A 22,101-nucleotide genomic window follows, 5' to 3' on the forward strand; every position below is an offset into this window, starting at 1 on the left:
TGATTTTGAGGCGTATTATTTACTTCAGGACATATTTAAAGCAATTTTTTTACGAAAGGGTAAGCCTATCCTTGATATTTTTTATATATTTTCCGAATGTTTATTATTCAACCCATTCAAAAAAGTCTTTAACCTCTTAAACCCAACCAACATGAATGAAAATTTAAATAAATCTGCTTTGTTCAATGCGAGTTGTTTTGCATTGATTACAACTGCATTCACCTTTGCCATTAGGGCAGGTATCCTACCAGAATTAGGGGAAAATTTCGGGTTGTCAGCAGAACAACTCGGATTTATAAACTCCATGTGGTTTCTTGGATTTCCCATTTCAATGATTTTAGGTGGTCTGTTTTATCATAAAATAGGACCTAAAGTAATCATGCAAATAGCCTTTGTGGCCCATACTTTAGGGATAGTGTTAACCATCTATGCAGGTGGTTACACTGGTTTATTGATATCGACCTTATTTATTGGTTTTGGTAATGGCTGTACAGAGGCAGCCTGTAATCCAATGATTGCTGATATGTATTCAGGTGATAAAATGAACAAAATGTTAAACCGCTTTCACATGTGGTTTCCAGGAGGTATTGTGCTTGGAAGTTTGATTTCGAAATTCATGACCGATTTCGGAATGGGATGGCAAATGCAAATGTGGGTGCTAATGATCCCGACCGTCATCTATGCTGCCTTGTTCTTTGGTAAGGCATTTCCAAAACCAACTGTCGAAGGTGTAACCTCTATAGCGAGTAACGTAAGGGCATTGTTTTCACCTGTATTTATTTTCCTATTCTTTTGCATGGCACTCACTGCCATTTCTGAATTCGGACCTCAGCAATGGGTAAATGTGGTAATGAGTGAAAGTGGTGCAAGTGGTATGTTGATCCTAGCCCTGACTACGGGTGTTATGGCCGTTGGAAGATTCTTTGCAGGACCTGTTGTAAAGACATTAGGCCAAACAGGTGTGCTTTTGGGTGGAGCTATTTTTGCCACACTTGGCATTTATATGTTTAGTACAGTCACAGGCCCGATGGCCTATTTAGCTGCGGTGGTTTTTGCAATCGGAGTTTGTTATTTCTGGCCGGTGATGGTGGGCGCTATTGCACAAAGAGTGCCTTTAAGTGGTGCTTTGGGCATGTCTATCATCGGAGGAGTTGGTATGTTCTCTACAGCGATTTTCCAGCCAATTATTGGGAAATGGATTGACACTGCAAGAGCCATACATGATACGGATTTACTTGCAGGCCAAGCCACCCTCTCCAAAATGGTGACCTTTCCTGCAATACTAATAGTGTTATTTACCATATTTTTCTTCTGGCAAAAAAACAGCAAATCAACAGAAGCAGTCCCAACTGCACATTAAAAACTTAAGGCAGCCAATTGGCTGCCTTTTTTCTTTCATGCCCATGAAAAGAATATTTATATTTCTCCTTTCGTTAATTGTCCCAAGTCTACTGATGGCGCAAATTCAGGGACCTATAAAAATCTCTGAAAATCAAAGGTTTTTGGCACAGGCTGATGATAGCCCATTCTTTTGGATGGCGGATACAGCTTGGGAGCTTTTTCACAGAACCAACAGAGAAGAGGTAAAATATTACCTAGATATTAGAAAATCACAAGGGTTTAATGTGATCCAAGCAGTGGCCTTGGCTGAGATAGATGGTCTGAATGATCCCAATCAATATGGTGAAATGCCTTTTGAGTCATTAAAGCCAATGAAGTTCAATGAAAAGTACTGGAAATATGTAGATGAGGTAATCAGTCTGGCGGAGGAGAAAGAAATCCATATTGCACTTTTACCCACTTGGGGAGATAAAGTAAATAAGAATACTTGGGGAGTGGGTCCGGAAATTTTCAATGTTGAAAATGCCTTTGAATTTGGGAAATGGATCGGGGCGAGGTATGCTGATAGAAAGAATCTGATCTGGGTGATTGGAGGAGATAGAAACCCAAGGAAAGATTCAGAAGATGCCAACATTTGGAATCAAATGGCAGCAGGTATAAAATCCTCCTCCAATAAGCATAATCCAATATTGATGACTTTCCATCCCCAACCAAATACACCTGGAGGTTCTTCAACATGGTTTCATCAATCTGATTGGCTGGATTTTAATATGCACCAAACAGGACATTGCCCTAATCAACCGACCTATAGCATCATAGACCATGATTATCAGTTGAATCCAACCAAGCCTACTCTTGACGGAGAACCACTTTATGAAGAGCATCCCAATTGCTCCAATGCCCAAAAGCTTGGTTATAGCAATCCAGATGATATCAGAAGGATCATGTACTGGAATGTTTTTGCAGGGGGCGCAGGACAGACTTATGGCTGTCATGCCGTATGGCAAATGTACACCTTGGATAGAAAACCCATCAATGGTCCTCTGAAACCATGGCAGAGCTCCTTAGAGTTGCCAATGGCCAATCAGGTCAAACATCTCAAAAACCTGATGTTATCAAAATCTTATTTTGACAGAATTCCTGATTTTGAATTGGTGAGCACCACCCAAGAAGATGATGAACATTTTGTGATTGGGACCAGGGATATGGGTGGAAGTTATGCTTTTATTTATTTTCCTACTGGAAAAACTGTAGAGGTTAATCTTTCAAAATTGAATAATCCAACATTGAAAGCCCATTGGTATGACCCAAGGACCGGTGTGAGTTTTCCATATTCAGGATCCATATTGACCAAAGGCATAAACAAAATCAGCACACCTTCCAGAGGCAAAGGCCAGGACTGGGTTTTGGTAGTGGAGTGACTTTAAGATGGATTTAACACTATCATTACATTTGTTTTTTTGAATTCACATCAACCCAGTTCCATCCTCCAAACTTACCTCGTAAACCTTTGGCGTTACGCCATATTTGGATTCAAAAGCAGGTTTGATGTTGTCTTGAAGGGTTCTGACCTTTGATTTTTCCACAATGTTGATGGTGCATCCACCGAATCCGCCTCCCATCATCCTGCTTCCCAATACATCTTCAAGGTCCTTGGTATAGTCAACCAAAAAATCAAGTTCAGGGCAGGAGACTTCATATAGTTTACTAAGGCCTTCATGCGACTGGTACATTTTTTCACCAAAACCTACCAGATCATTCTTGTCCAGCGATTCCGATGAGTCTAAAACTCTGTTATTTTCCTCAATGATATATTTGCACCGATTTAATACTGTTTGACTGATATCGGACTTAATAGCTTCCAATAAATCCATATCCATATCCCTTAAGGATTTGATTTCAGGATTCAGTTTTTGGGCGGCAGCTACACCCGTCTGACATTCTTCCCTTCTTTTGTTGTAGGCTGAGTCAGCCAAGGAATGTTTTACACCAGTGTCAATCAATAAAATACTGTGATTGGGGAGGTGTAATGGAAAATACTGGAAATCGAGTGACCTACAATCCAACCGGATGACATGGCCTTTTTTGCCCATTACTGAAGCAAATTGATCCATGATACCGCATTGAACGCCAGCAAAAATATGTTCTGCTTTTTGGGCATAATGGATTAAAGACCTTTTCGGTACATGAAACCCAAATAGTGTGCTTAGTGCAAATCCAACAGCAGCCTCCAAAGCCGCAGAGGAGGATAAACCAGCACCTACGGGAATATCACCACCAAAGACCATGTCAAATCCCTGAACGGCATAACCTGCCTGTTGAAGTTGGGCGGTGACTCCCATGATGTAAGTTGCCCAATGACCTTTGTAGGGACCAAAAGAATCCAGATCGAACACAAATTCCTCCTCAAAATCCATGGAATAAATCCGGCCTTGTCTAGTTTGGTTTGCAGCGATGGCCACAATCATCTTCTTGTCGATAGCAGCAGGCATGACAAATCCCATATTGTAATCAGTGTGTTCTCCGATAAGGTTAATCCTTCCGGGAGAATAAACTACAAGGGGTTCTTTGGAAAAAGTTTCTTTAAATGTTGATGTGATTTTGTCGGTCATTGTGTCATTCAGCGCTAAAAACAAACTGTGTTCTGGATTCAAATATTTCTCCCGGCAATAAAACAACCGTATCAAACTCAGGAAGATTAATGGCGTCAGGGAAATGTTGGGTTTCTAGGCAAATCGCGGAAAGTTTGCCGAAAGCAATTCCATTTTTACCAACAAAAGATCCATCGAGGTAATTGCCGGTGTAAACCTGAATACCAGGTTCGGTCGTGGATAGCGTTAATTTTCTTCCCGATTCAGGATCATAAAGTACAGCACAATCTTCCTCTTGATTCAAAACAAAACAGTGATCAATCCCATTTGCGATTTCCAACTGATGATTTTCAAGATGAATATGATCTTTAATTTTTTTAAGGTGCCTAAAATCAAATGGAGTACCTGCTACAGGGGATTTCATGCCAATCGGAAGGCTCTTCTCATTCATTGGGAGATAATTGTCAGCATCAATAAAGAAAGCGTGATTTTCAATATTCTTAGAAAAATCACCACCTAGATTAATGTAGAAATGATTAGTAGGGTTTAGAATCGTTTTTTTATCTGTCATTGCCCTGTAGCTTATCTCGAAGCGTCCAGTCTCATCCAAGGTATAAGTAACCCAAACATCCACGGTCCCGGGGTAGTTTTCCTCGCCATCCGGACTTTGATAAAAAAAAGTGACACCAACAGAGTTGTCAGTTTCAAAAGGCTCTGCTTTCCATATTTTTTTGTCCCAACCTTCCATTCCACCATGTAGGTGGGCGTTGCCTTGGTTTGCAGGAAGTTGATAGGTTTTATCATTAAGGGAAAAAGAGTTGTTTGCGATCCTTCCTGCAACCCTTCCAATTGTCGATCCAATGTAGCAATAGTTTTCCTGATACTCTTTTTGGAAATAGCCTTCTAAGGTATCAAATCCCAGTAGTACATCTTCCATTTTGCCATTTTTGTCAGGAATAAAGAGATGTGTCCATGTGGCACCATAATTCATGACGCAAACCTCTATTTGATTTGGAATCCTTAATTTGAAAATTTCTACCTCATCACCCTGTGGAGTGGTGCCAAAGTGTGAAGAAGTGATTTGTATGGACATGCGATTTTTTTTATTTTGTAAATAGGGTAGTTAGGAAGCCGAATTTATTTTTTTCTTAGAGGAATTTCTTACCACCAAGGTGGTTAGAAGCACGAAAGATTGGGGATCATCAGAAACGATTTCGTCCAATTGGTCCAATAAGTGATTGGCTGCCAATTGTCCCATTTCATAACCTGGTTGCGAAACAGTCGTCAAGGAGGGTTCTACAACTGCAGAAGTAGGGTTGTTGGTAAATCCTGCCAGCGCGATTTGTTCTGGGATTTTGATTCCTTTTTCTTTTAAGACCAACATGACATCCAATGCAAGGGGATCAATCATTGCAAAAATAGCATCAGGGATATCTTCGCTTGCCAGCATATCCAAAGTTACCTGTCTGTTCATTTCCGGGGTAAGATCTGTGACATATACCCTGCTTTCTTTTTCGGAAATACCGTATTCAGCTAAAGCTTCCAGATATCCCTCTTTTCTTTTTTTACTGATATAAAGATCCTCAGGCCCAGAGAAATAGGCTATTTTTTTACAGCCTTGATGCAAGAGATGCTGTACGGCCAAATAGGCTCCATGTGCATCATCGACTGTCACTCTTGAAACGGGAATTTCTTCTGTCACCCGGTCAAACATTATGAATGGGATTTCTCTGTCATAAAGCTCCTGAATGTGCTCATAAGATTTAGTTTCCCTACTTAGGGAAATCAAAAGACCATCAACCTGACTTGAAACAAGAGTTCTGACATTAGCTTTTTCCTGTTCATAGGATTCATTGGACTGGCAGATCATGATATTGTAGCCCCTTTTATAGGCAGTGTCCTGAATGCCACTGATGTTGCTTGAGAAAAAATGTGAGGTCAATTCAGGAACAATAACCCCCAAAACCTTGCTTCTTGAAATCCTTAGACTTTGCGCAAGTAAGTTGTATTGATAGTTCATGCTTTTGGCCATTTCCACAATTCGGAGCTTGGTATCCTTATGAAGCTCGGGCGAGTCTTTCAATGCCCTTGAAACAGTAGAAACAGATACTCCCAATTTCTTGGCAATTTCTTTCATTGTTACCTGATGGCCTTTTTTCATGGTCTATGTGGTTATTGGGGAATATTATTCCTGATAAATGGTGAATAATACAGTTTGACCTACTGCTCGCAAACTCCTTTTATCTATGATGTCCATATTATCGGAATGCGTATGATGGTAATGGCCAAAGCCAAAATCAGGAGAAAATTCTACAATATTTATCATTGGAATCCCTGCATCACGGTTGACAAAAACATGGTCATCTATGATTTCAGGGGCGTCTCTCATGATAAAGAAGTCTGAATATCCCAATTCTGAAGCAAAATTCCATACTTTATTGACAATGTTTTTGCCATAGCGCATGGAATAACCCTCTCTATAGAATCTTGCACCTTTGGCCCCTACCAAATCCACCAAAATACCATAGTAGGCAGCATATCCTTTTTGATGAGGTGTTTTGGACCAATGTTGTGAACCAAGACACCACCAAATCTGAGAATTGTCACGGGAATTGGTATGTTCAGGTTCACCGTCATCCTCCCCGTCAAACAAGATGAAATCTATTCCAATATCAGGTTTTAACGCTGACTCCTGAATTACCCGTGCAATTTCCAACAAAACAGCCACACCCGAACCACCGTCATTGGCACCATCTATAGGTTCATCGATCCTTTGGGTATCCTTATCAGCTATTCTGCGTGTATCCCAATGGGCGGCCAATAGTACCCTCTTTTTTGCGGAAGGATTATAGGAAGCAACGATATTGGTCAGGTCCCAAAATTGATTGTCATAAGTTTTAGCCTGAAACTCCTGAGTCTGCACTTCCAATCCAAATTCTTCGAATTTTTGGATCAGCCATTCCTTGGCTTTACGGTGACCCGCTGTATTGGGCACTCTGGGGCCAAAGTCTACCTGCTTTTGGATGAAATTGTATGCAGTGTCAGCGGAAAATTCCGGAACAGGTTTATAAATGATAGGTTCCTGTACTGTATCAGTGGTTTTATCACCATTACAAGACCAAATAAACAGCAGCAATAAGTAAATCAAACCAAGTTTATTCTTCATAAGCCCAATCTATTTTATCTTTCATGTCTTTGAGCACAAATCCCAATTCTTTTAAAGCTGACCTGATTTCATCTACTTTGTCATAATTCCTAGCAATTTTAGCCTCGGTATAAAGTTTAAGGAGAACGTCCAACAATCCCTGTTGTGTATCTGTTTTTTCTTCCTTCAGACCCAGAATATTCTCTACGAAAACAACATAGGTGCTGATCATTTTATCGAAAATTTCTTTTCCAAAAACAGAAGACTGCAATTGACCTGTATATATCGAATTGATTTTTTTCAGGAGGTTGAAAAGATGTCCAATAGCCTGTGCAGTATTAAAATCATCATCCATTGCCCGATAAGCATTGGCAATGCTTTGCTCCACCTGTTGGATCTGATTTTCATCCAATGCTATGGTTTCATTGCTTTCAAGTTGCAGGCTTTTAGCAATTCGAAGTCCGTTGATGATTTTTTTATATCCTTTCTGAGCAGCTTTAAGGGCATCGTTGGAGAAATCCAAAGTAGACCTGTAATGAGCTGTCAGTATAAAATAACGGATCGTCATTGGACTATAGGCCTGTTCCAACAGGTCATGTTTTCCTGTAAACAACTCCTGAAGCGTAATGAAGTTGCCAAGGGATTTGCCCATTTTCTGCCCATTGATCGTGATCATGTTGTTATGCATCCAATATTTGGCAGGCTCCTGATGGTTGCAGGCATTGCCTTGGGCAATTTCGCATTCGTGATGGGGAAACATCAGGTCCATTCCACCACCGTGAATGTCAAATTGTTTTCCCAGATACTTAGAACTCATCGCTGTACATTCCAAATGCCATCCAGGAAAACCTATTCCCCAAGGGGATTCCCATTTCATGAGGTGTTCGGGGGAAGCATTCTTCCACAAAGCAAAATCCACAGGATTTCTCTTTTCCCCTTGTCCATCCAAATCCCTGCTTCCGCTCATCAGTTCCTCCAAAACCCTTCCTGAAAGTTTTCCATATTGATACTTTTCATTGTATTTGAGCACATCAAAATAAACCGAACCATTTACCTCATAACCCAATCCTTCACTAAGAATGCCTTGAACCAAAGCGATCTGTTCCGGAATGTGGCCTGTTGCACGGGGTTCTATACTTGGCTTCCAGGTATTCAGTGCTTCCATGTCACGATGGTAGGTGTCTGTATATTGTTGGGCCACCTCCATGGGTTCTAATTGTTCCAGTTTGGCTTTTTTGGCGATTTTATCTTCCCCTTCATCTGCATCACCCTGTAAATGACCCACGTCGGTGATGTTCCGTACATAGCGGACTTTGTAGCCTAGGTGAGACAAGTACCTATTGACTGTATCAAAAGTGATGGCAGGCCGGGCATGTCCCAAGTGGGCATCACCATAAACAGTAGGTCCGCATACATACATGCCCACATGAGGCGGACTAAGCGGTTCAAAATTCTCTTTCTTGCGGGAAAGGGTATTGTATATTTTGAGGGTATTTTGTTTCATGGGTTTTAATGTACAATGCACTAAGTACAAAGTACCAAGTAGGATAAGTTTGAACCTGCAAAATAGGGGATTGGAATGAGTAAAGAAAAGTATTCTTTATCTGTATGTTTAAAAATGAATTGCCTTGAAGGTTTTTTTCCCAAATTGTCACACGCTGTTTCTAAATAGTTCTTCAAAAATGTTGGCAACCTCTTCTGCCGCTCGGTAGGGAGGAAGCGCAGTATCTGAAATCCCAGAAACCACTTTGGTTATGTCATGGTCCACGGAACCCTTTTTGGCCCATTTGTTTATGGATGTGGCTGTAATGTAAGCTGAAAAATTATGGTGCCCAGAACCAGGTCTTTCTCCAATGATATGAATGATCCCTTTTTTTCTGTCGGAAAAAGGAAGTGAACCGAACAACTGTTCCCCAGCAGCATATCCTGCCCTCACCCTGCCATGGGTAAAAACAATAGGTTGTGGACTGATGGCAATGCCTTTTTTGGTGAGATGATCAGTCAGTTTTTCAAGGAAAGGAAACAAGTGGCCTTCATCCATCAATGCTTTGGCATTCAATCCATCGGAAATAACGATCTGAACATCCGGGATTTTGTTTTCCCAGTTTTTACGGATTGCCTTTAATTGATTAATGGTTTTTTTGCCAAATTCCTCGCCGGTCTCAGGATGATATACGTAATCCTTTTTGTCTAAGGATAATGTAGTGACACCAATTGCATTTGGGATTGACTTGACAAAAGAATCCGACATTTCTGTCCATAAGCTTATTTTGGCATCTTCATAGAGGAATCGGATTTTCTTGTCAAGCTCAGGATTCAAATCCCAGTAATTCTCGCCAAAACCTTGGGCGATGGGAACGCCCCGGTTTTCTATTTCCCCGATCATCCTACGACCCGCAGCCAAAATTTCCTCTTTGGTCCGAAGGTCTTTTTTGGCCAGGCGGTATTGGTAATAGACCCAAGTAGGATCCCCAAAGTGTTGGGTCGGCTTGTTGTCTTCTCCAATGATCTCTATCCTTTTGAAAAAATCCCACATCGCGTCGTTGATTTTATAGTCGAATTTTTCCCGGATTCTGACATGGTCATTAAATGCCGTGGTCAGGTAACTCAACATGGGGTCATTTTTGGTAGGTAGTGCCATCAGGTAAGCTGGATTAGCAGGCATAATTTGTTCAATACACCAATCCAGGTCATCCAAAGTGACATCCATGTGCAGGGTGGAGCAAATGTCCAAACCTATGGTCAGCCCATGCAATTTACCCATGACTGTGTCTTCCAAGCAGCAGCGTACCAACTGTTCCTTGGATTTGAACACCTCCGGGCCAATAAATCCAGCCACATCGTTCACATGTACCCAAGGGAATTGACCAGGTGTTTTTCCTTCTTCCAATTGGTACTTTAATGCCCTAACAAATCCATATTTTCTCGATTCATGGACAACCATGTCAAATCCCTCCCCATGACCATTGGTAAAGTCCGCACCTTGACCGGTTTCTGCATAGAGTCCAAACTGACCTGTTCTTGTATCCATATGTCGGGCCATTTTCTCAATGGAAACATCAAAGGTCTGATTGGCTTTGACAGTGCCTGCAATACTCTGAAACCAGATCCCTGTGGTGCCTGGATAGATTTTTTCGGCTTCGGCCTGTACATCGATATGCGATAGGACACAATTGGGCAGGGTTGATTCCAGGCCAAAGGTGGTAATGATATCATAAAGCGCTTTTTCGATTTCAGCAACTGAATGTGGATCACTTGAAACCGGATTGGTTCCCAATACCAGATCACCCACACCATAAGACCAAGCGTCAAATACCTGCCAAACAATGTCATCAGGATTGTCAGTAGGGGAGTTGGGCTGAACCCTGGCACTCAAATAGCCCTTGCTTCCGATTTTGGTGCCGGGGATGGGATTGAAAACTTTTTGCCCTACTTGGATCAACTCATCATTGCTCATTAACTTGACCACGCAGGCAATCACATCACTGCTCAAAGCTGGCATGATTTCTTTGATCTCCAGTTCTGATTGGTTTAGGATAAAAGACTTCAGTTCGCCTATGGTCCAATCATCTAATTCAAGTTTTGAATCAGTGGTTTGTTGGATCAGTTGATAAAGTTCATCGGTGAAAAGGCTGTGTGTTTTCAGGTCACCAATTTTTGTTTTAGATAGGAGTTCACGGGCATTTAGACGGGAATTCTCAGTAGCAGCAGAGATCACCAAAGTAAGATCACCCTCCTTGAATTCATTTGCCGATCCAATTATTTGGCGATAAAGTGTTTGGTCCATTTTACCCGAGACCCTATTGATGTATGAAAAAATATCCTCATTCCCATTTGGCTTTCCGATCACAGGTGCTTTTAAGATGTCACTTTTATTGTTGGATGAACCAAGTTCACAGGCATTCCACAGCAATGCTGAGGTGCTGATGACCCCCACATGTGTCAAAAAGGTTTTTCGGCTGATTTTCTCCATGTTGGCTTGGTGTTTTAGCGAGGATAATGAAGTTTCAAAGTCAGATATGAGATCTGATTTATATCTGATTTTGAAAAAATGCTTTTAATTTTTACAGAATCATTCCTAAAAATAACCAATTAGAATTGAAACTTTATAAAAGTTGGGATTAGTAGTTTGAAATTTAACCTAAAAATAATTTTGATGTCAATGATAAAAAATGTCCATTTACGATATAATCTGCGTCAAAATATCGAAGACTTCCCAATTATTTGATTTTTGTTCTAATAAAATCAAATACCCTGCGCTGCAATTACTAGGGTAGGTTTCCATATAAAAATAAAGAATCCCAAGATTTTTTTCCTGATAGAAACGTGAAATCCTTATTTCTCCTCCACAAAGAAAATTTGATTGAATTAGTATGATTTATAATCTTTCAACCACAAATATTTTATCTTTGATTACTTCAAAATAACCTGCTTCAGCCCCTTAAGCAAACATCAACCGTCCTTTAGGATTTGGAATGTCTTTACCCATTTGAACAGCAGTTTCAATCCATTCGGCAATGACGACTTCAATATTTGCCAATGCTTCTGCATAAGATATCCCGTCTGCAACACATCCGGACAATTCAGGTGCTTCCGCTATAAATGCCTGATCATCTTCACTCCAATAAATAATTATTTCATATCTAGGGTTAGTTTTCATTTTATTTCAGATTTAATTTGTACTTAAATATAAGATTTCTTACCTGTTTGACCTGATAAGGTTTTGCTTTTCCTTCTTTTTCCTGAATATTAATAATCTCTTCAATTGAGTCTTCATAATAGATATGGTGACTTCCTTTTATTCTCTCCTTAAAACCAAGAAGACTTAAAATTTTCCGAAACTCTGAAAAACTGATGTTTTGATCTGATCACCCACTTAGGATAGTAGCCAAAAGTTTTTCATTTTTCCCCATTTTCAAAAATACCAAAAGAATTTTTTATAATACAAAAATTCTGCGTCTTGGTTTTCTAATAGGGTTTTGACCGCCATTCCCTCAAAAACCATGTGCTCTCTATGTTCTATGTGGTAATCAAAAAAAGACCTTAGGGTACGCCACGGCGCACTCAAAGGTCTAACTAACATCATGTCTTGCTTTTAGACTTCTCCTGTCGTCGAAGTGACAAGGAAAACCCTTTTTAATTCTTGATTCTTGATTCTCGGTTCAAATCTCTCACCTCTCCTAATCAATGCTTAAAATGCCTCACCCCCGTCATCACCATACTCATCCCATGTGCATCGCAGAAATCTATAGAGTCCTTGTCCTTGATGGAACCACCGGGTTGAACAACAGCTGTAATTCCAGCTTCGTGGGCAATTTCCACACAATCAGGGAATGGGAAGAAAGCATCGGATGCCATCACCGCGCCCTTCAAATCAAAACCAAAGGATTTGGCCTTTTCGATGGCCTGTCTTAAAGCATCAACCCTGGAAGTCTGACCAACTCCCGAGGAGAACAACTGATTGCTGTTGCTCAGAATGATGGTGTTGGATTTTGTATGCTTGCAGACTTTGGCGGCGAATACCAAGGCGTCTTTTTCTTCTTCGGTTGGCGCAACTTTCGTCACTACTTTGAAGTCTGCTTTGGTTTCAGTCTGAAGGTCTTTGTCCTGCTCGATGATGCCATTCAGCAAGGTCTTGACCTGCTTGGTACCTTCGATCTGAATTTTTTGTTGTAATAGGATTCTGTTTTTCTTGCCCTTAAGCAAAGTCAAGGCATCTTCATCAATGGATGGTGCAATCAGCACTTCAAAAAACAAACTGTTCATCTCTTCGGCTGCTGCCAAATCCACATTTTGGTTAGTGATCAAAACGCCACCAAATGCCGAAGTGGTATCGGCAGCAAAAGCTTTTTGATATGCCTCTTTGACTGAATCAGCAGTAGCAACCCCACATGCATTGGTATGTTTGAGGATGGCAAAAGCTGTTTCCCCATCAAATTCGGCAATCAGGGCTACTGCCGCATCCACGTCCACCAAGTTGTTGTAGGACAATTCTTTTCCGTTCAATTGGCTGAACAATGCGTCAAGGTCCCCGTAAAAATGGGCAGCTTGATGTGGGTTCTCACCATATCTCAAAGCTTTTGCCTTGGATTCGGATATTTTCAGTGCTGGGATATTTTCGGTTTGATTGAAGTAATTGAAAATATGGGTGTCGTAATTGGAAGAAACCTGGAATGCTTGGGCTGCAAAGTACCTTCTATCTTCGAGGGTGGTACCTCCATCCTGGGCTTTTAATTTTCCTTCCAATTCTCCATATTGGGCTTTGGAGGCAACTATGACCACATCCTTAAAGTTTTTAGCAGCAGCACGGATCAAAGAAATTCCACCGATGTCGATTTTTTCGATGATATCCACTTCAGGAGCTCCTGAGGCAACTGTTTCTTCAAAAGGGTACAAATCCACAATCACCAAGTCAATCGCAGGGATATCAAACTCAACTGCCTGGGAAACGTCTGAGTCATTCTCCCTTCTGTGAAGTATTCCTCCGAAGATTTTTGGGTGGAGGGTTTTGACTCTTCCGCCAAAGATGGAAGGATAGCCAGTCAGTTCTTCCACAGGGATTACCTCAGCACCTTGTTCTTCGATGAATTTTTGGGTGCCTCCGGTAGAGTAGATTTTTACACCTTGGGCCTTGAGTTGGGCGATGATAGGTTCAAGGTTGTCTTTGTAATAGACAGAGATAAGGGCGGATTGTATTTTTTTGTTTGCCATAATAAATTAGCCACAAAGGCACAAAGACACAAAGACACAAAGTTCTAAATGCTATGCAGAGCGTATATAGTAAATGGATTTTTTTGCAAGTCGCAAAGGTAGGAAAACCAACGGATTATAGCAGACTTTCAATCACATTTGGGAAGTATTTGTATTCCAATTGATGGACTTTTTGCGCGATGGTTTCTGGTGAATCTTCGGGACTGATCGAGACAGCCGCTTGAAAAATGATTTTTCCCTCGTCATAATTTTCGTTGACAAGGTGGATGGTAATGCCCGTTTCCTGATCACCTGATTCCTTTATAGCTTCATGGACTTTTGCACCGTACATGCCTTTCCCTCCATATTTGGGCAATAATGCCGGATGGATATTGATAATCTTGTCAGGAAAAGCTTGGATCAGGTTTACTGGGATTTTAAGGAGAAAGCCCGCCAAAACCACCAAATCCACTTTATAATCTTTCAGCTTTTGTGCAAGCTCCCCGCTTTCAAGTGAAGCTTTATTAAAAGCGAAAGAGGGAACTTGAAACTTTTTCGTCCTTTCCAGAACAAAGGCTTCTTTTTTGTTTGAAGCAACCAAAACCACTTTTCCTTTGGAGGAAGTTTGGAAGTATTTCATGATTTCCTCAGCGTTGGTGCCGCTGCCCGATGCAAGAATGGCAATATTTTTCAAAGTGGGATCAATTATTTTGTCTCAAAAATAGGTAGTGGGCTTCTACCATCCAAGATTAAGTAATTGAGTTTAAAACTCAATACGCAAAAGTTTAAAGTTATAAACTCCGGACTACCAGAAAAGGAGAAGCACTAATCTTCTGGGAAAAATATTTTACTTAAGTCTAATAATATATTGAGCTATTGAAATTTGCATTAGTAATCATATCATATTTCAAATGTTCCCTTAAATTCAAAAAATCAGATTATAAATTATTGAATCCATCTGACACATTTTGTCCGGCTAATAAAAAGTAAATATTTAAATTCCTTCCTTAATATTTTAAAAACAGATTTGGATTATGAGAACAAACAAAGTCTTGCATTCTGGCTCTGCCACATCAATTTTTGGTTTTCTCGCCATCTCCTTCATGATTTTTTTGCTATTGACAAATTGTTCGACAAAAGAAAAGCCTTTTGACTTCTTAATTCAGGATGCTTTGGTTTTTACAGGCGAAAATGAGGAACCGCAATTACTTGACATAGGAATTAAGGATGAGTTTATTGTTTTTGTAGGTAAACCCGCTCTAAATAAATTGAAAGCCAAAAGAGTTATTGAAGCTAAAGGTCTTTTTGTGACTCCAGGATTCATTGATCCCCATACCCATTTGGAAAGTGATCTTTCCAGTTTGGAATATAAATCCAATTTATCAGCCTTGAAACAGGGGGTGACAACTGTTTTTGTAGGGAATGATGGGAATAGTCCTCTTCCCGTAGGAAGGAAACTAGAGCAGTGGGAAAGGGAAGGGATCGGAACCAATGCAGGGTTGTTCGTCGGGCATGGTACGGTTAGAAGAATTGTTTTAGGGTTAAAGGACAAACAACCTACTGAAGATGAATTGAAAGAAATGCAATCATTGGTTTTAAAATCAATGGAAGAGGGTGCATTTGGATTGTCAACAGGCCTTTTTTATGCACCGGGAAGTTTTGCAAGGGAAGATGAAGTAATCGCTTTGGCGCAAATAGCCAAGGAATATGGGGGGATCTATGATTCTCATATCAGAGATGAGAGTTCCTACTCCATTGGACTCCTTGCCTCAATTCAAGAAGCAATCAATATCGGTGAAAAGACAGGAATTCCTGTGCATATTTCTCATATCAAGGCCTTAGGGACGGATGTTTGGGGTAAAAGCAATGAAGTGATAAAGATCATCGAGGAAGCCAAAAAGAAAGGCTTAGTTTTCACAGCAAACCAATACCCATATCTTGCCTCCAAAACCAGTTTTAGAGCAACGGTAATCCCCAGGTGGGTGGAGGATGGGGGGAATGAAGCCATGTTGGAACGATTTAGGGCAAATGAACACAGGTCGAGACTCTATAATGAAATTGCTGAAAATATTAGAAAACGGGGTGGGGCTGAGGCTTTGGTTTTTTCACAGACCCAAAACCCCGGGTATAATGGAATAAGCCTTAAGCAATTTGCTGAAGAAAGAAATCTTTCTGAGCCCGATGCAGCTGTTGCTATCCTTTCTGAAGAACCAGGGATAGGAGTGATTTCTTACAATATGATCGAAGAGGATTTGATTAATTTTATGCGTAAGGATTGGGTAGTAACAGGCTCAGACGGTGGATCTGGGCATCCGAGAAAATTCGGTTCTTTTGCACGCAAAATTGGATATTTTGCCATGGATCAGAATTGGATTGATTTATCCTTTGCTATCCACCAGTCCACAGCCAAGACTGCGCGTGTGTTGGGACTAGAAAAAAGAGGAGAAATTAAGGAGGGGTATTATGCTGATATTGCTGTTTTTGATCCCGATAAATTTATTGATAAAGCAACTTTTGAAAACCCACATGTAGAAGCAGAAGGAATTTCTTATGTATTTGTCAATGGTCATTTAACCATAAATGAAGGCATTTATACCGGAGAATTAAAAGGTAAACCATTGAGGCTAAATCAGCATAAATAAAGATTTTGCAATTTTTTGGAATCTATATTTTTTTTGTTTTTTGTGAATCACAAAAACCCCATGCTGAAAATCCCTGTCAGCATCAAAAGTTTGGAAAGGATGCTCAGTTGGGAAAAATGGGCTTTCCTATCTGCTACATAGATTTTGTACATGAATACAAAAAACAAGATGCTCAGTCCACCAAAGTACATGAAAAGATGGAGGTTGTTGATTTTGAAAGTGACCACCATAATGGCACAGACAAAACAAATGGCAATCAAAAAGATAACTCTTTTCGTATTCCGAAAGCCGATGACGATAGGTAATGTCCTACAGCCATGCTTTCGGTCTCCAGGCCTGTCTTCGATGTCTTTAATGATTTCCCGGATAAGGTTCAGGAAAAAAGCAAAAATGGCATAGGTAAGCACCAACAATTCCGACTTTTGATAATAGTATCCAATTATCCAAATAGAAACACCAGTCAGTAAGGCTACCGAAAAGTTCCCGACGAAGGGCAGTCTTTTGAGTGAGTTGCTGTACCACCACAATAAAAAGGCAGCAAAGAAATTGATGACCGCGACCCTTGGGCTTGCCAACCATCCTATGGCAATTCCCGATAAACTCAGGAAAGTATGGAACACTAATACGACCCTTCTTTTCATTCCCTTTCCAATGATGACCTCATCAGGTTTGTTGACATAATCAATCTTGACATCATAGTAATCATTGATCATGTAACCTGCAGCAGCAATGATGACGGTAGAAAGTATGATTAAATACAGGTTAATGTCCTGTAATACAGGAAGCCCTTTCCTCGAAGTTTCCACCAAAAAATAGGCTGTCATCAATTGGGCAAATGCCACAATTACAAGGTTGACAGGTCTACTGATTTTCAGTACACTCCAAATGGAAAAGGATTTTGGCATAGGTTTGAATTTCGTAGACCAATATTACGACAAAATGCTGTACATAAGTTCAAATAATTGAATCATGATAATTCAGATTTTTTAAAAATCTGAAGAAGTTCGCGATTCAGCCTTCCCTTTCTTCTGCAAGGGCAACTTTCAACTGGAAATAGGAATAGCGATCTCCAAAATGTTCCTTCAAAGGTTTTAGGAAATTTGAATCCTGTCTTCGGTAAGCTAGCTTAATATTGAGCACATCATCCTTGGAAAGGAAAACTTCCGGATCGACCACGCCTTTTCGGACTAGATTACTCAGATGTTCTTCCACCGTATTGGGGCTCATATTCCTCTCCTGTGCGATCTGATAGATGTTTTTACCTTCCTGAAAAAGTTTATAAGTCAGTGATTCGGATTGATTGTCTTTGGTGGATTTTGGTTTTGAAGATGTCCTTTTTTGAATGGGCTCAATATTGTTTTCTTTGACAAATTTCCTGATCACTTTCATAAAATCTTCACCATAGCTGTTGGCTTTGACCCTACCTACTCCGGATATCGTCAGAAAAGACACATCGTCAATGGGGAAATAAGTAGCCATTTCTACCAAGCTGCTGTCTGCAAAAACCACGTATGGTGGTACGTTTTGTTTTTGTGCGATCTGAAATCGCAATCTTTTCAAATCATCCAATAAGGCTTCATTGTGGGTTGCATTGGCTGCCGAAACAGGTAGTGAAACCTCCTCCATTGGTAATAGGATTTTTTCTTTGGATTTCAGTTTTCCCCAAGCGAATGTTGTCAGTTTGAGTGTTGGAAACTGAGATCCGGCTTCTGCGAGATAGCCTTCCTGAAGTAGTTTGTCCCCCAGTCTTTTCCAAAAATCTTCAGGTCTGTCTTTTCCGATGCCATACACAGAAAGCTCCTGATGGGAATCTTGAATTTTGGAGGATTTGGAACCCCTCAAGACCAATATCACATATCCCAATCCAAAACTTTCTCCCAATCTGACTACCGAAGATAGTAGCATCTGTGCAGGAATGGTCATATCCTGTAGATTGCCTTTTTGAAAACAGATGTCGCAGTTGCCACAACTCCCCGCATGGTTTTCACCAAAATAGTTGAGGAGATATTTTCTTCTACATATCCTGCTTTGACAGAAGTCTTTCATTTTGTCCAGCTTCCGCTGCATGATTTCCGAAAACTCATGGTTTTCCGATTGCTCCAGCATTCTGCCCAAAGTAATGGCATCACCGGTACTGAAAAAAAGCAAGGCATCACTTGGAAGTCCGTCCCTGCCTGCCCTGCCGGTTTCCTGATAGTAGCCCTCAATATTCTGTGGCATATTCATGTGGACCACATAGCGTACATTGGATTTATCTATACCCATTCCAAATGCAATGGTGGCCACCATGATTTTGACTTCGTCTTTGATGAAAAGCTCTTGGTTTTTTTCCCGATCCTCTCTGGACAATCCCGCATGGTAGGGAAGGGCCGAAAGACCTGCTTCCTGTAATTTGAGAGCGGTTTCTTCCACATTTTTACGGGAAAGGCAGTAAATGATTCCTGAATCCTTTTGATGGAAATCCAGAAATTCCAATAATTTTTCCATGGCCTGCCTTTTGGCCGTGACACGGTAGGTAATATTGCTTCTGTCAAAGGAAGAAACAAACCATTTTGGAGACTTGAAAAAAAGTTTCTCGGCAATATCCTGACGGGTGAGTTTATCTGCCGTAGCCGTGAGGGCAATGAACGGAACGCCAGAAAGCTCTTTTCTCAAATCCCCTACTTTCAGATACTCCGGGCGGAAATCATGCCCCCATTGGGAAATACAATGGGCTTCATCCACTGCAATGAGTGAAAGGTTGATGGACTTCAAAAAATCGACCAAAGGATATGCACCTCTGAAAAGTCGTTCCGGGGCAATGTACAATAGCTTGATTTTCCCCGCTTGTATCTCGGATGAAATATGCCTTTGCTCACTGATGCCCTGAGACGAATTGAGAAAAGCAGCAGGGATACCATTACTGTTCAGCGCATCCACCTGATCTTTCATCAAGGAAATCAGGGGCGAAATCACCACAGTCAAACCATCCAGGACCATGGCAGGCACCTGATAACATACAGACTTGCCACCACCTGTCGGCATGAGGACTATTGTATCGTTTTTTTCAAGGACAGATTGGATGATGGCCTGTTGGTTACCTCTAAAATCACTATATCCAAAATATTGTTGAAGGACTTCGTTCGCTGAAAGTGTGGTGGAAGGGTTCATAGAACAAGGAATTTAGTGCTGCAAAAGTTGACAGAACTAATTTAGGAAAACAGCCTTTTAGATAAAAATTGATTAGAAAATTAAACGGATAATTTACCTGCTTCAGATTAATCCGGTTTTTCACTGTAAACTCTCACATAATCCACTTCCATCCTTTGTGGCCATATATCAGGATCTACACCCTTGGCACCACCCCAATCTCCGCCAACTGCAATATTCAGGATCAGGTAAAAGGGATGGTCAAAAGGCCATTCTTCAAAACCCTTCCCGGTATTCTCAAATGTATGGTACTGTTCTCCATCCAGATAAAAATCAACCCTGTCTTCCAACCAATCAATGGCATAAATATGAAATTCGTCTGAACAGGTCGGGACTTGAATCTGTGCTCCTTTTTGAGTGCCTTTTCTATGGTTAAATGCTTCGGTATGTACCGTCCCGTGTATCACTCCTTGGTCATATCCGACATGTTCCATAATATCGATCTCTCCACTTTTCGGCCATCCACCGTATTTGCTTTCTTCGGGCATCATCCATATGGCAGGCCATGTCCCCACACCCTTAGGAAGTTTGGCCTTGATTTCCATATAGCCGTATTGCCAAGACGCATTGCCTTTGGTATGCAATTTGGCAGAGGTATATCCTTTTGTAAAACTACTGTCCTGATGGGCTTCAATGATCAAGCGGCCATTTTCAACCCTTGCATTCTCAGGTTTTTCTTTGGTGTAGAACTGCAATTCATTATTGCCCCAACCATGATCTCCGACATCATAAGTCCACTTATCAGGATCGGGAAGTCCGTCATATTCAAATTCATCCGACCAGATTAGCTTTTCATTGGATTTTTCCTGGCATGAGCAAAGGAGATAAATAAATATTAAAGGAAATATTATATTTTTCATAATTTTAATATTAAATAAAATATTTTGGAATGGTAATTGTTTTATTTATAGTGAATTTTATTTTAAACTATAAACCAATTTTGTTATGTCAATGAAACTGAAATTAAAAGGCAACTGGAACGAGATGAAGGGTAAATTAAAGGAAAAATACGGAGAACTCACAGACGACGATCTGACATACGCCGAAGGGCAGGAAGATCAGTTACTTGGTAAGCTTCAGAAAAAAACCGGAGCAGCCAAGGAAGAGTTAAGCAAAATGCTCTTTGAAAAAGAATAAGAGCAAAAATAACAGAAAGCGGCAAGAGCCGCTTTTTTTATTATTTTTGTTTCGAAAGTATAAACCCAAATTCCCATGGCATATTATTGCAGACTCGGAAATATCCCTCACAAAAGGCATACACAGTTTAGGCAGCCTGATGGAAGCCTGTATAAAGAAGAACTCGTCAGTTCCAAAGGTTTCTCAGGAATCTATTCCAACTTGTACCATATCTATAATCCCACCAATGTCAAATCCATAGGTGAACCAATTCCTTATTCTTGGGAACCTGCCAAAGACTACGGCTTGAAACAAACCCATTTGAAGACATCGGGTGTGGGCACCACAGGGAAAGATTACCTCAGTGCCAGAAAAATGCTTATGATGAACAATGATGTCATGATGGGTATCTGTTCCCCTGAGGAAAGGAAAATGGATTATTTTTTCAAAAATGCCGATGGGGATGAACTGATTTATGTACACGATGGAGAAGGGGTGATGTATTCCCAATTTGGGAAATTGGAAGTAAGACAAGGAGATTATATTGTGATTCCCAGGACTACCATCTACAGATTTGAATGGAAGGAAGAGGGCCCTTTAAGGTTGTTGGTGATAGAGTCCCATGGTCCTATTGAGACAGTGAAGAGGTACAGGAATGAAGTAGGGCAGCTTTTGGAACATTCCCCATACTGTGAAAGGGACATCCGCCCACCGGGAGAATTGAAAGTAGAGACTGAAAAGGGAGATTATCTTGTTCAGATCAAAAAAGGAGGAATGTTACATCCTTACACTTATGGTCATTCACCCCTAGATATTGTAGGTTGGGACGGTTATCTGTACCCCTATGCTTTATCCATTCATGATTTTGAGCCAATTACAGGACGTATCCATCAGCCGCCACCAGTACATCAGACTTTTCAGGCTTGGGGATTTGTAATCTGTTCATTTGTACCAAGATTGTTTGATTATCACCCTTTGGCTATTCCGGCACCGTACAATCACAGCAATATAGATTCGGACGAAATACTGTATTATGCAGAAGGGGAGTTTATGAGCAGAAAAGGGATTGATAGGGGTTCATTTACCATGCATGTCGGTGGACTGCCACATGGCCCACATCCCGGAACGGTAGAAAAATCCATTGGGGCAAAATCCACAGAAGAACTTGCGGTCATGTTGGATACCTTCAAGCCTTTGTTTGTAACGACTCAGGGATTGGATTTTGTAGATCCAGGGTATCCGATGTCTTGGACGGAATAGTGGTTAGGCAATTACCAAAAAAACAGACCAAAAACTTCCAAGTAATTAACTGCCTGAAAGTTTATGGGCTTATTATGTTATCCTAAAAAGATTTTCAATTCTTTATTGAAATGGGTAAAAAAGCTTC

The 22,101-nt window shown here is 40.7% G+C and carries 17 protein-coding genes; 5 read left to right on the forward strand and 12 right to left on the reverse strand.

Annotated elements, in window-relative coordinates; all coding sequences use genetic code 11:
- Window positions 1-151 precede the first annotated feature (151 nt).
- Both HMJ38_RS14960 and HMJ38_RS14965 read left to right on the forward strand, forming a co-directional pair.
- Window positions 152-1,360 carry an MFS transporter gene (locus HMJ38_RS14960; protein WP_194975224.1) on the forward strand — a complete coding sequence of 403 codons (1,209 nt, stop codon included), beginning with the start codon at window positions 152-154 and terminating at the stop codon, window positions 1,358-1,360.
- A 94-nt stretch (window positions 1,361-1,454) separates the two neighbouring features.
- Window positions 1,455-2,762 (forward strand): glycoside hydrolase family 140 protein, encoded by a 1,308-nt coding sequence (locus tag HMJ38_RS14965; RefSeq protein WP_228780075.1) that lies wholly within the window; start codon window positions 1,455-1,457, stop codon window positions 2,760-2,762.
- A gap of 45 nt (window positions 2,763-2,807) precedes the next feature.
- Here HMJ38_RS14965 and galK read toward each other — a convergent pair whose 3' ends face one another.
- From galK to purN, 9 genes are all read right to left on the reverse strand, one after another.
- Window positions 2,808-3,953 carry a galactokinase gene (gene galK, locus HMJ38_RS14970; protein ID WP_194975226.1) on the reverse strand — a complete coding sequence of 382 codons (1,146 nt, stop codon included), beginning with the start codon at window positions 3,951-3,953 and terminating at the stop codon, window positions 2,808-2,810.
- 4 nt (window positions 3,954-3,957) lie between these two features.
- On the reverse strand, window positions 3,958-5,025 hold the full coding sequence (locus tag HMJ38_RS14975) for an aldose epimerase family protein (protein WP_194975227.1): 1,068 nt from the start codon (window positions 5,023-5,025) through the stop codon (window positions 3,958-3,960).
- A gap of 30 nt (window positions 5,026-5,055) precedes the next feature.
- Window positions 5,056-6,093 (reverse strand): LacI family DNA-binding transcriptional regulator, encoded by a 1,038-nt coding sequence (locus tag HMJ38_RS14980; protein ID WP_194975228.1) that lies wholly within the window; start codon window positions 6,091-6,093, stop codon window positions 5,056-5,058.
- Between the two features lie 24 nt (window positions 6,094-6,117).
- Window positions 6,118-7,098 carry a M28 family peptidase gene (locus HMJ38_RS14985; RefSeq protein ID WP_194975229.1) on the reverse strand — a complete coding sequence of 327 codons (981 nt, stop codon included), beginning with the start codon at window positions 7,096-7,098 and terminating at the stop codon, window positions 6,118-6,120.
- Window positions 7,088-8,581, reverse strand: coding sequence for a cysteine--tRNA ligase (gene cysS / locus HMJ38_RS14990; RefSeq protein WP_194975230.1), 1,494 nt, complete (start codon window positions 8,579-8,581; stop codon window positions 7,088-7,090). The genes HMJ38_RS14985 and cysS overlap by 11 nt, the downstream gene beginning before the upstream one ends.
- A gap of 147 nt (window positions 8,582-8,728) precedes the next feature.
- Complete coding sequence (eutB, locus tag HMJ38_RS14995; protein ID WP_194975231.1) at window positions 8,729-11,050, reverse strand: ethanolamine ammonia-lyase subunit EutB; 2,322 nt, start codon at window positions 11,048-11,050, stop codon at window positions 8,729-8,731.
- A 468-nt stretch (window positions 11,051-11,518) separates the two neighbouring features.
- Complete coding sequence (locus HMJ38_RS15000) at window positions 11,519-11,737, reverse strand: type II toxin-antitoxin system HicB family antitoxin (RefSeq protein WP_194975232.1); 219 nt, start codon at window positions 11,735-11,737, stop codon at window positions 11,519-11,521.
- 524 nt (window positions 11,738-12,261) lie between these two features.
- The gene (gene purH, locus HMJ38_RS15005; protein WP_194975233.1) at window positions 12,262-13,788 is read right to left on the reverse strand and encodes a bifunctional phosphoribosylaminoimidazolecarboxamide formyltransferase/IMP cyclohydrolase; all 1,527 of its coding nucleotides are present in this window, start codon (window positions 13,786-13,788) and stop codon (window positions 12,262-12,264) included.
- A gap of 115 nt (window positions 13,789-13,903) precedes the next feature.
- Entirely contained in the window at window positions 13,904-14,461 is a 558-nt protein-coding gene (purN, locus tag HMJ38_RS15010; protein ID WP_194975234.1) for a phosphoribosylglycinamide formyltransferase, read from the reverse strand.
- Between the two features lie 340 nt (window positions 14,462-14,801).
- On the opposite strand from purN, the gene HMJ38_RS15015 reads away from it, so the two are divergent.
- Window positions 14,802-16,409 (forward strand): N-acyl-D-amino-acid deacylase family protein, encoded by a 1,608-nt coding sequence (locus HMJ38_RS15015; RefSeq protein ID WP_194975235.1) that lies wholly within the window; start codon window positions 14,802-14,804, stop codon window positions 16,407-16,409.
- 47 nt (window positions 16,410-16,456) lie between these two features.
- Here HMJ38_RS15015 and HMJ38_RS15020 read toward each other — a convergent pair whose 3' ends face one another.
- From HMJ38_RS15020 to HMJ38_RS15030, 3 genes are all read right to left on the reverse strand, one after another.
- Window positions 16,457-17,314, reverse strand: a complete 858-nt coding sequence (locus tag HMJ38_RS15020) for a geranylgeranylglycerol-phosphate geranylgeranyltransferase (protein WP_194975236.1) — start codon at window positions 17,312-17,314, stop codon at window positions 16,457-16,459.
- A 106-nt stretch (window positions 17,315-17,420) separates the two neighbouring features.
- On the reverse strand, window positions 17,421-19,559 hold the full coding sequence (gene recQ / locus HMJ38_RS15025; RefSeq protein ID WP_194975237.1) for a DNA helicase RecQ: 2,139 nt from the start codon (window positions 19,557-19,559) through the stop codon (window positions 17,421-17,423).
- 107 nt (window positions 19,560-19,666) lie between these two features.
- Window positions 19,667-20,458, reverse strand: coding sequence for a glycoside hydrolase family 16 protein (locus HMJ38_RS15030; protein ID WP_194975238.1), 792 nt, complete (start codon window positions 20,456-20,458; stop codon window positions 19,667-19,669).
- 85 nt (window positions 20,459-20,543) lie between these two features.
- Between HMJ38_RS15030 and HMJ38_RS15035 the strand changes: the two genes are divergently transcribed.
- Window positions 20,544-20,735, forward strand: coding sequence for a CsbD family protein (locus HMJ38_RS15035; protein WP_194975239.1), 192 nt, complete (start codon window positions 20,544-20,546; stop codon window positions 20,733-20,735).
- A 75-nt stretch (window positions 20,736-20,810) separates the two neighbouring features.
- On the forward strand, window positions 20,811-21,974 hold the full coding sequence (locus HMJ38_RS15040) for a homogentisate 1,2-dioxygenase (RefSeq protein ID WP_194975240.1): 1,164 nt from the start codon (window positions 20,811-20,813) through the stop codon (window positions 21,972-21,974).
- The last annotated feature ends 127 nt before the right edge of the window (window positions 21,975-22,101 follow it).

The organism is Aquiflexum lacus (genome assembly GCF_015476655.1).
In the GTDB taxonomy this organism is placed as follows: Bacteria; Bacteroidota; Bacteroidia; order Cytophagales; family Cyclobacteriaceae; genus Aquiflexum; species Aquiflexum lacus.

Coding starts and splice junctions, on each gene's coding strand:
- HMJ38_RS15020 (WP_194975236.1), bottom strand. CDS start 17,314: ATGCCAAAATCCTTTTCCATTTGGAGTGTACTGAAAATCAGTAGACCT.
- HMJ38_RS14965 (WP_228780075.1), top strand. CDS start 1,455: ATGGCGCAAATTCAGGGACCTATAAAAATCTCTGAAAATCAAAGGTTT.
- HMJ38_RS15015 (WP_194975235.1), top strand. CDS start 14,802: ATGAGAACAAACAAAGTCTTGCATTCTGGCTCTGCCACATCAATTTTT.
- eutB (WP_194975231.1), bottom strand. CDS start 11,050: ATGGAGAAAATCAGCCGAAAAACCTTTTTGACACATGTGGGGGTCATC.
- galK (WP_194975226.1), bottom strand. CDS start 3,953: ATGACCGACAAAATCACATCAACATTTAAAGAAACTTTTTCCAAAGAA.
- cysS (WP_194975230.1), bottom strand. CDS start 8,581: ATGAAACAAAATACCCTCAAAATATACAATACCCTTTCCCGCAAGAAA.
- HMJ38_RS14980 (WP_194975228.1), bottom strand. CDS start 6,093: ATGAAAAAAGGCCATCAGGTAACAATGAAAGAAATTGCCAAGAAATTG.
- recQ (WP_194975237.1), bottom strand. CDS start 19,559: ATGAACCCTTCCACCACACTTTCAGCGAACGAAGTCCTTCAACAATAT.
- HMJ38_RS14985 (WP_194975229.1), bottom strand. CDS start 7,098: ATGAAGAATAAACTTGGTTTGATTTACTTATTGCTGCTGTTTATTTGG.
- HMJ38_RS14960 (WP_194975224.1), top strand. CDS start 152: ATGAATGAAAATTTAAATAAATCTGCTTTGTTCAATGCGAGTTGTTTT.
- HMJ38_RS15035 (WP_194975239.1), top strand. CDS start 20,544: ATGTCAATGAAACTGAAATTAAAAGGCAACTGGAACGAGATGAAGGGT.
- HMJ38_RS14975 (WP_194975227.1), bottom strand. CDS start 5,025: ATGTCCATACAAATCACTTCTTCACACTTTGGCACCACTCCACAGGGT.
- HMJ38_RS15030 (WP_194975238.1), bottom strand. CDS start 20,458: ATGAAAAATATAATATTTCCTTTAATATTTATTTATCTCCTTTGCTCA.
- purH (WP_194975233.1), bottom strand. CDS start 13,788: ATGGCAAACAAAAAAATACAATCCGCCCTTATCTCTGTCTATTACAAA.
- HMJ38_RS15040 (WP_194975240.1), top strand. CDS start 20,811: ATGGCATATTATTGCAGACTCGGAAATATCCCTCACAAAAGGCATACA.
- HMJ38_RS15000 (WP_194975232.1), bottom strand. CDS start 11,737: ATGAAAACTAACCCTAGATATGAAATAATTATTTATTGGAGTGAAGAT.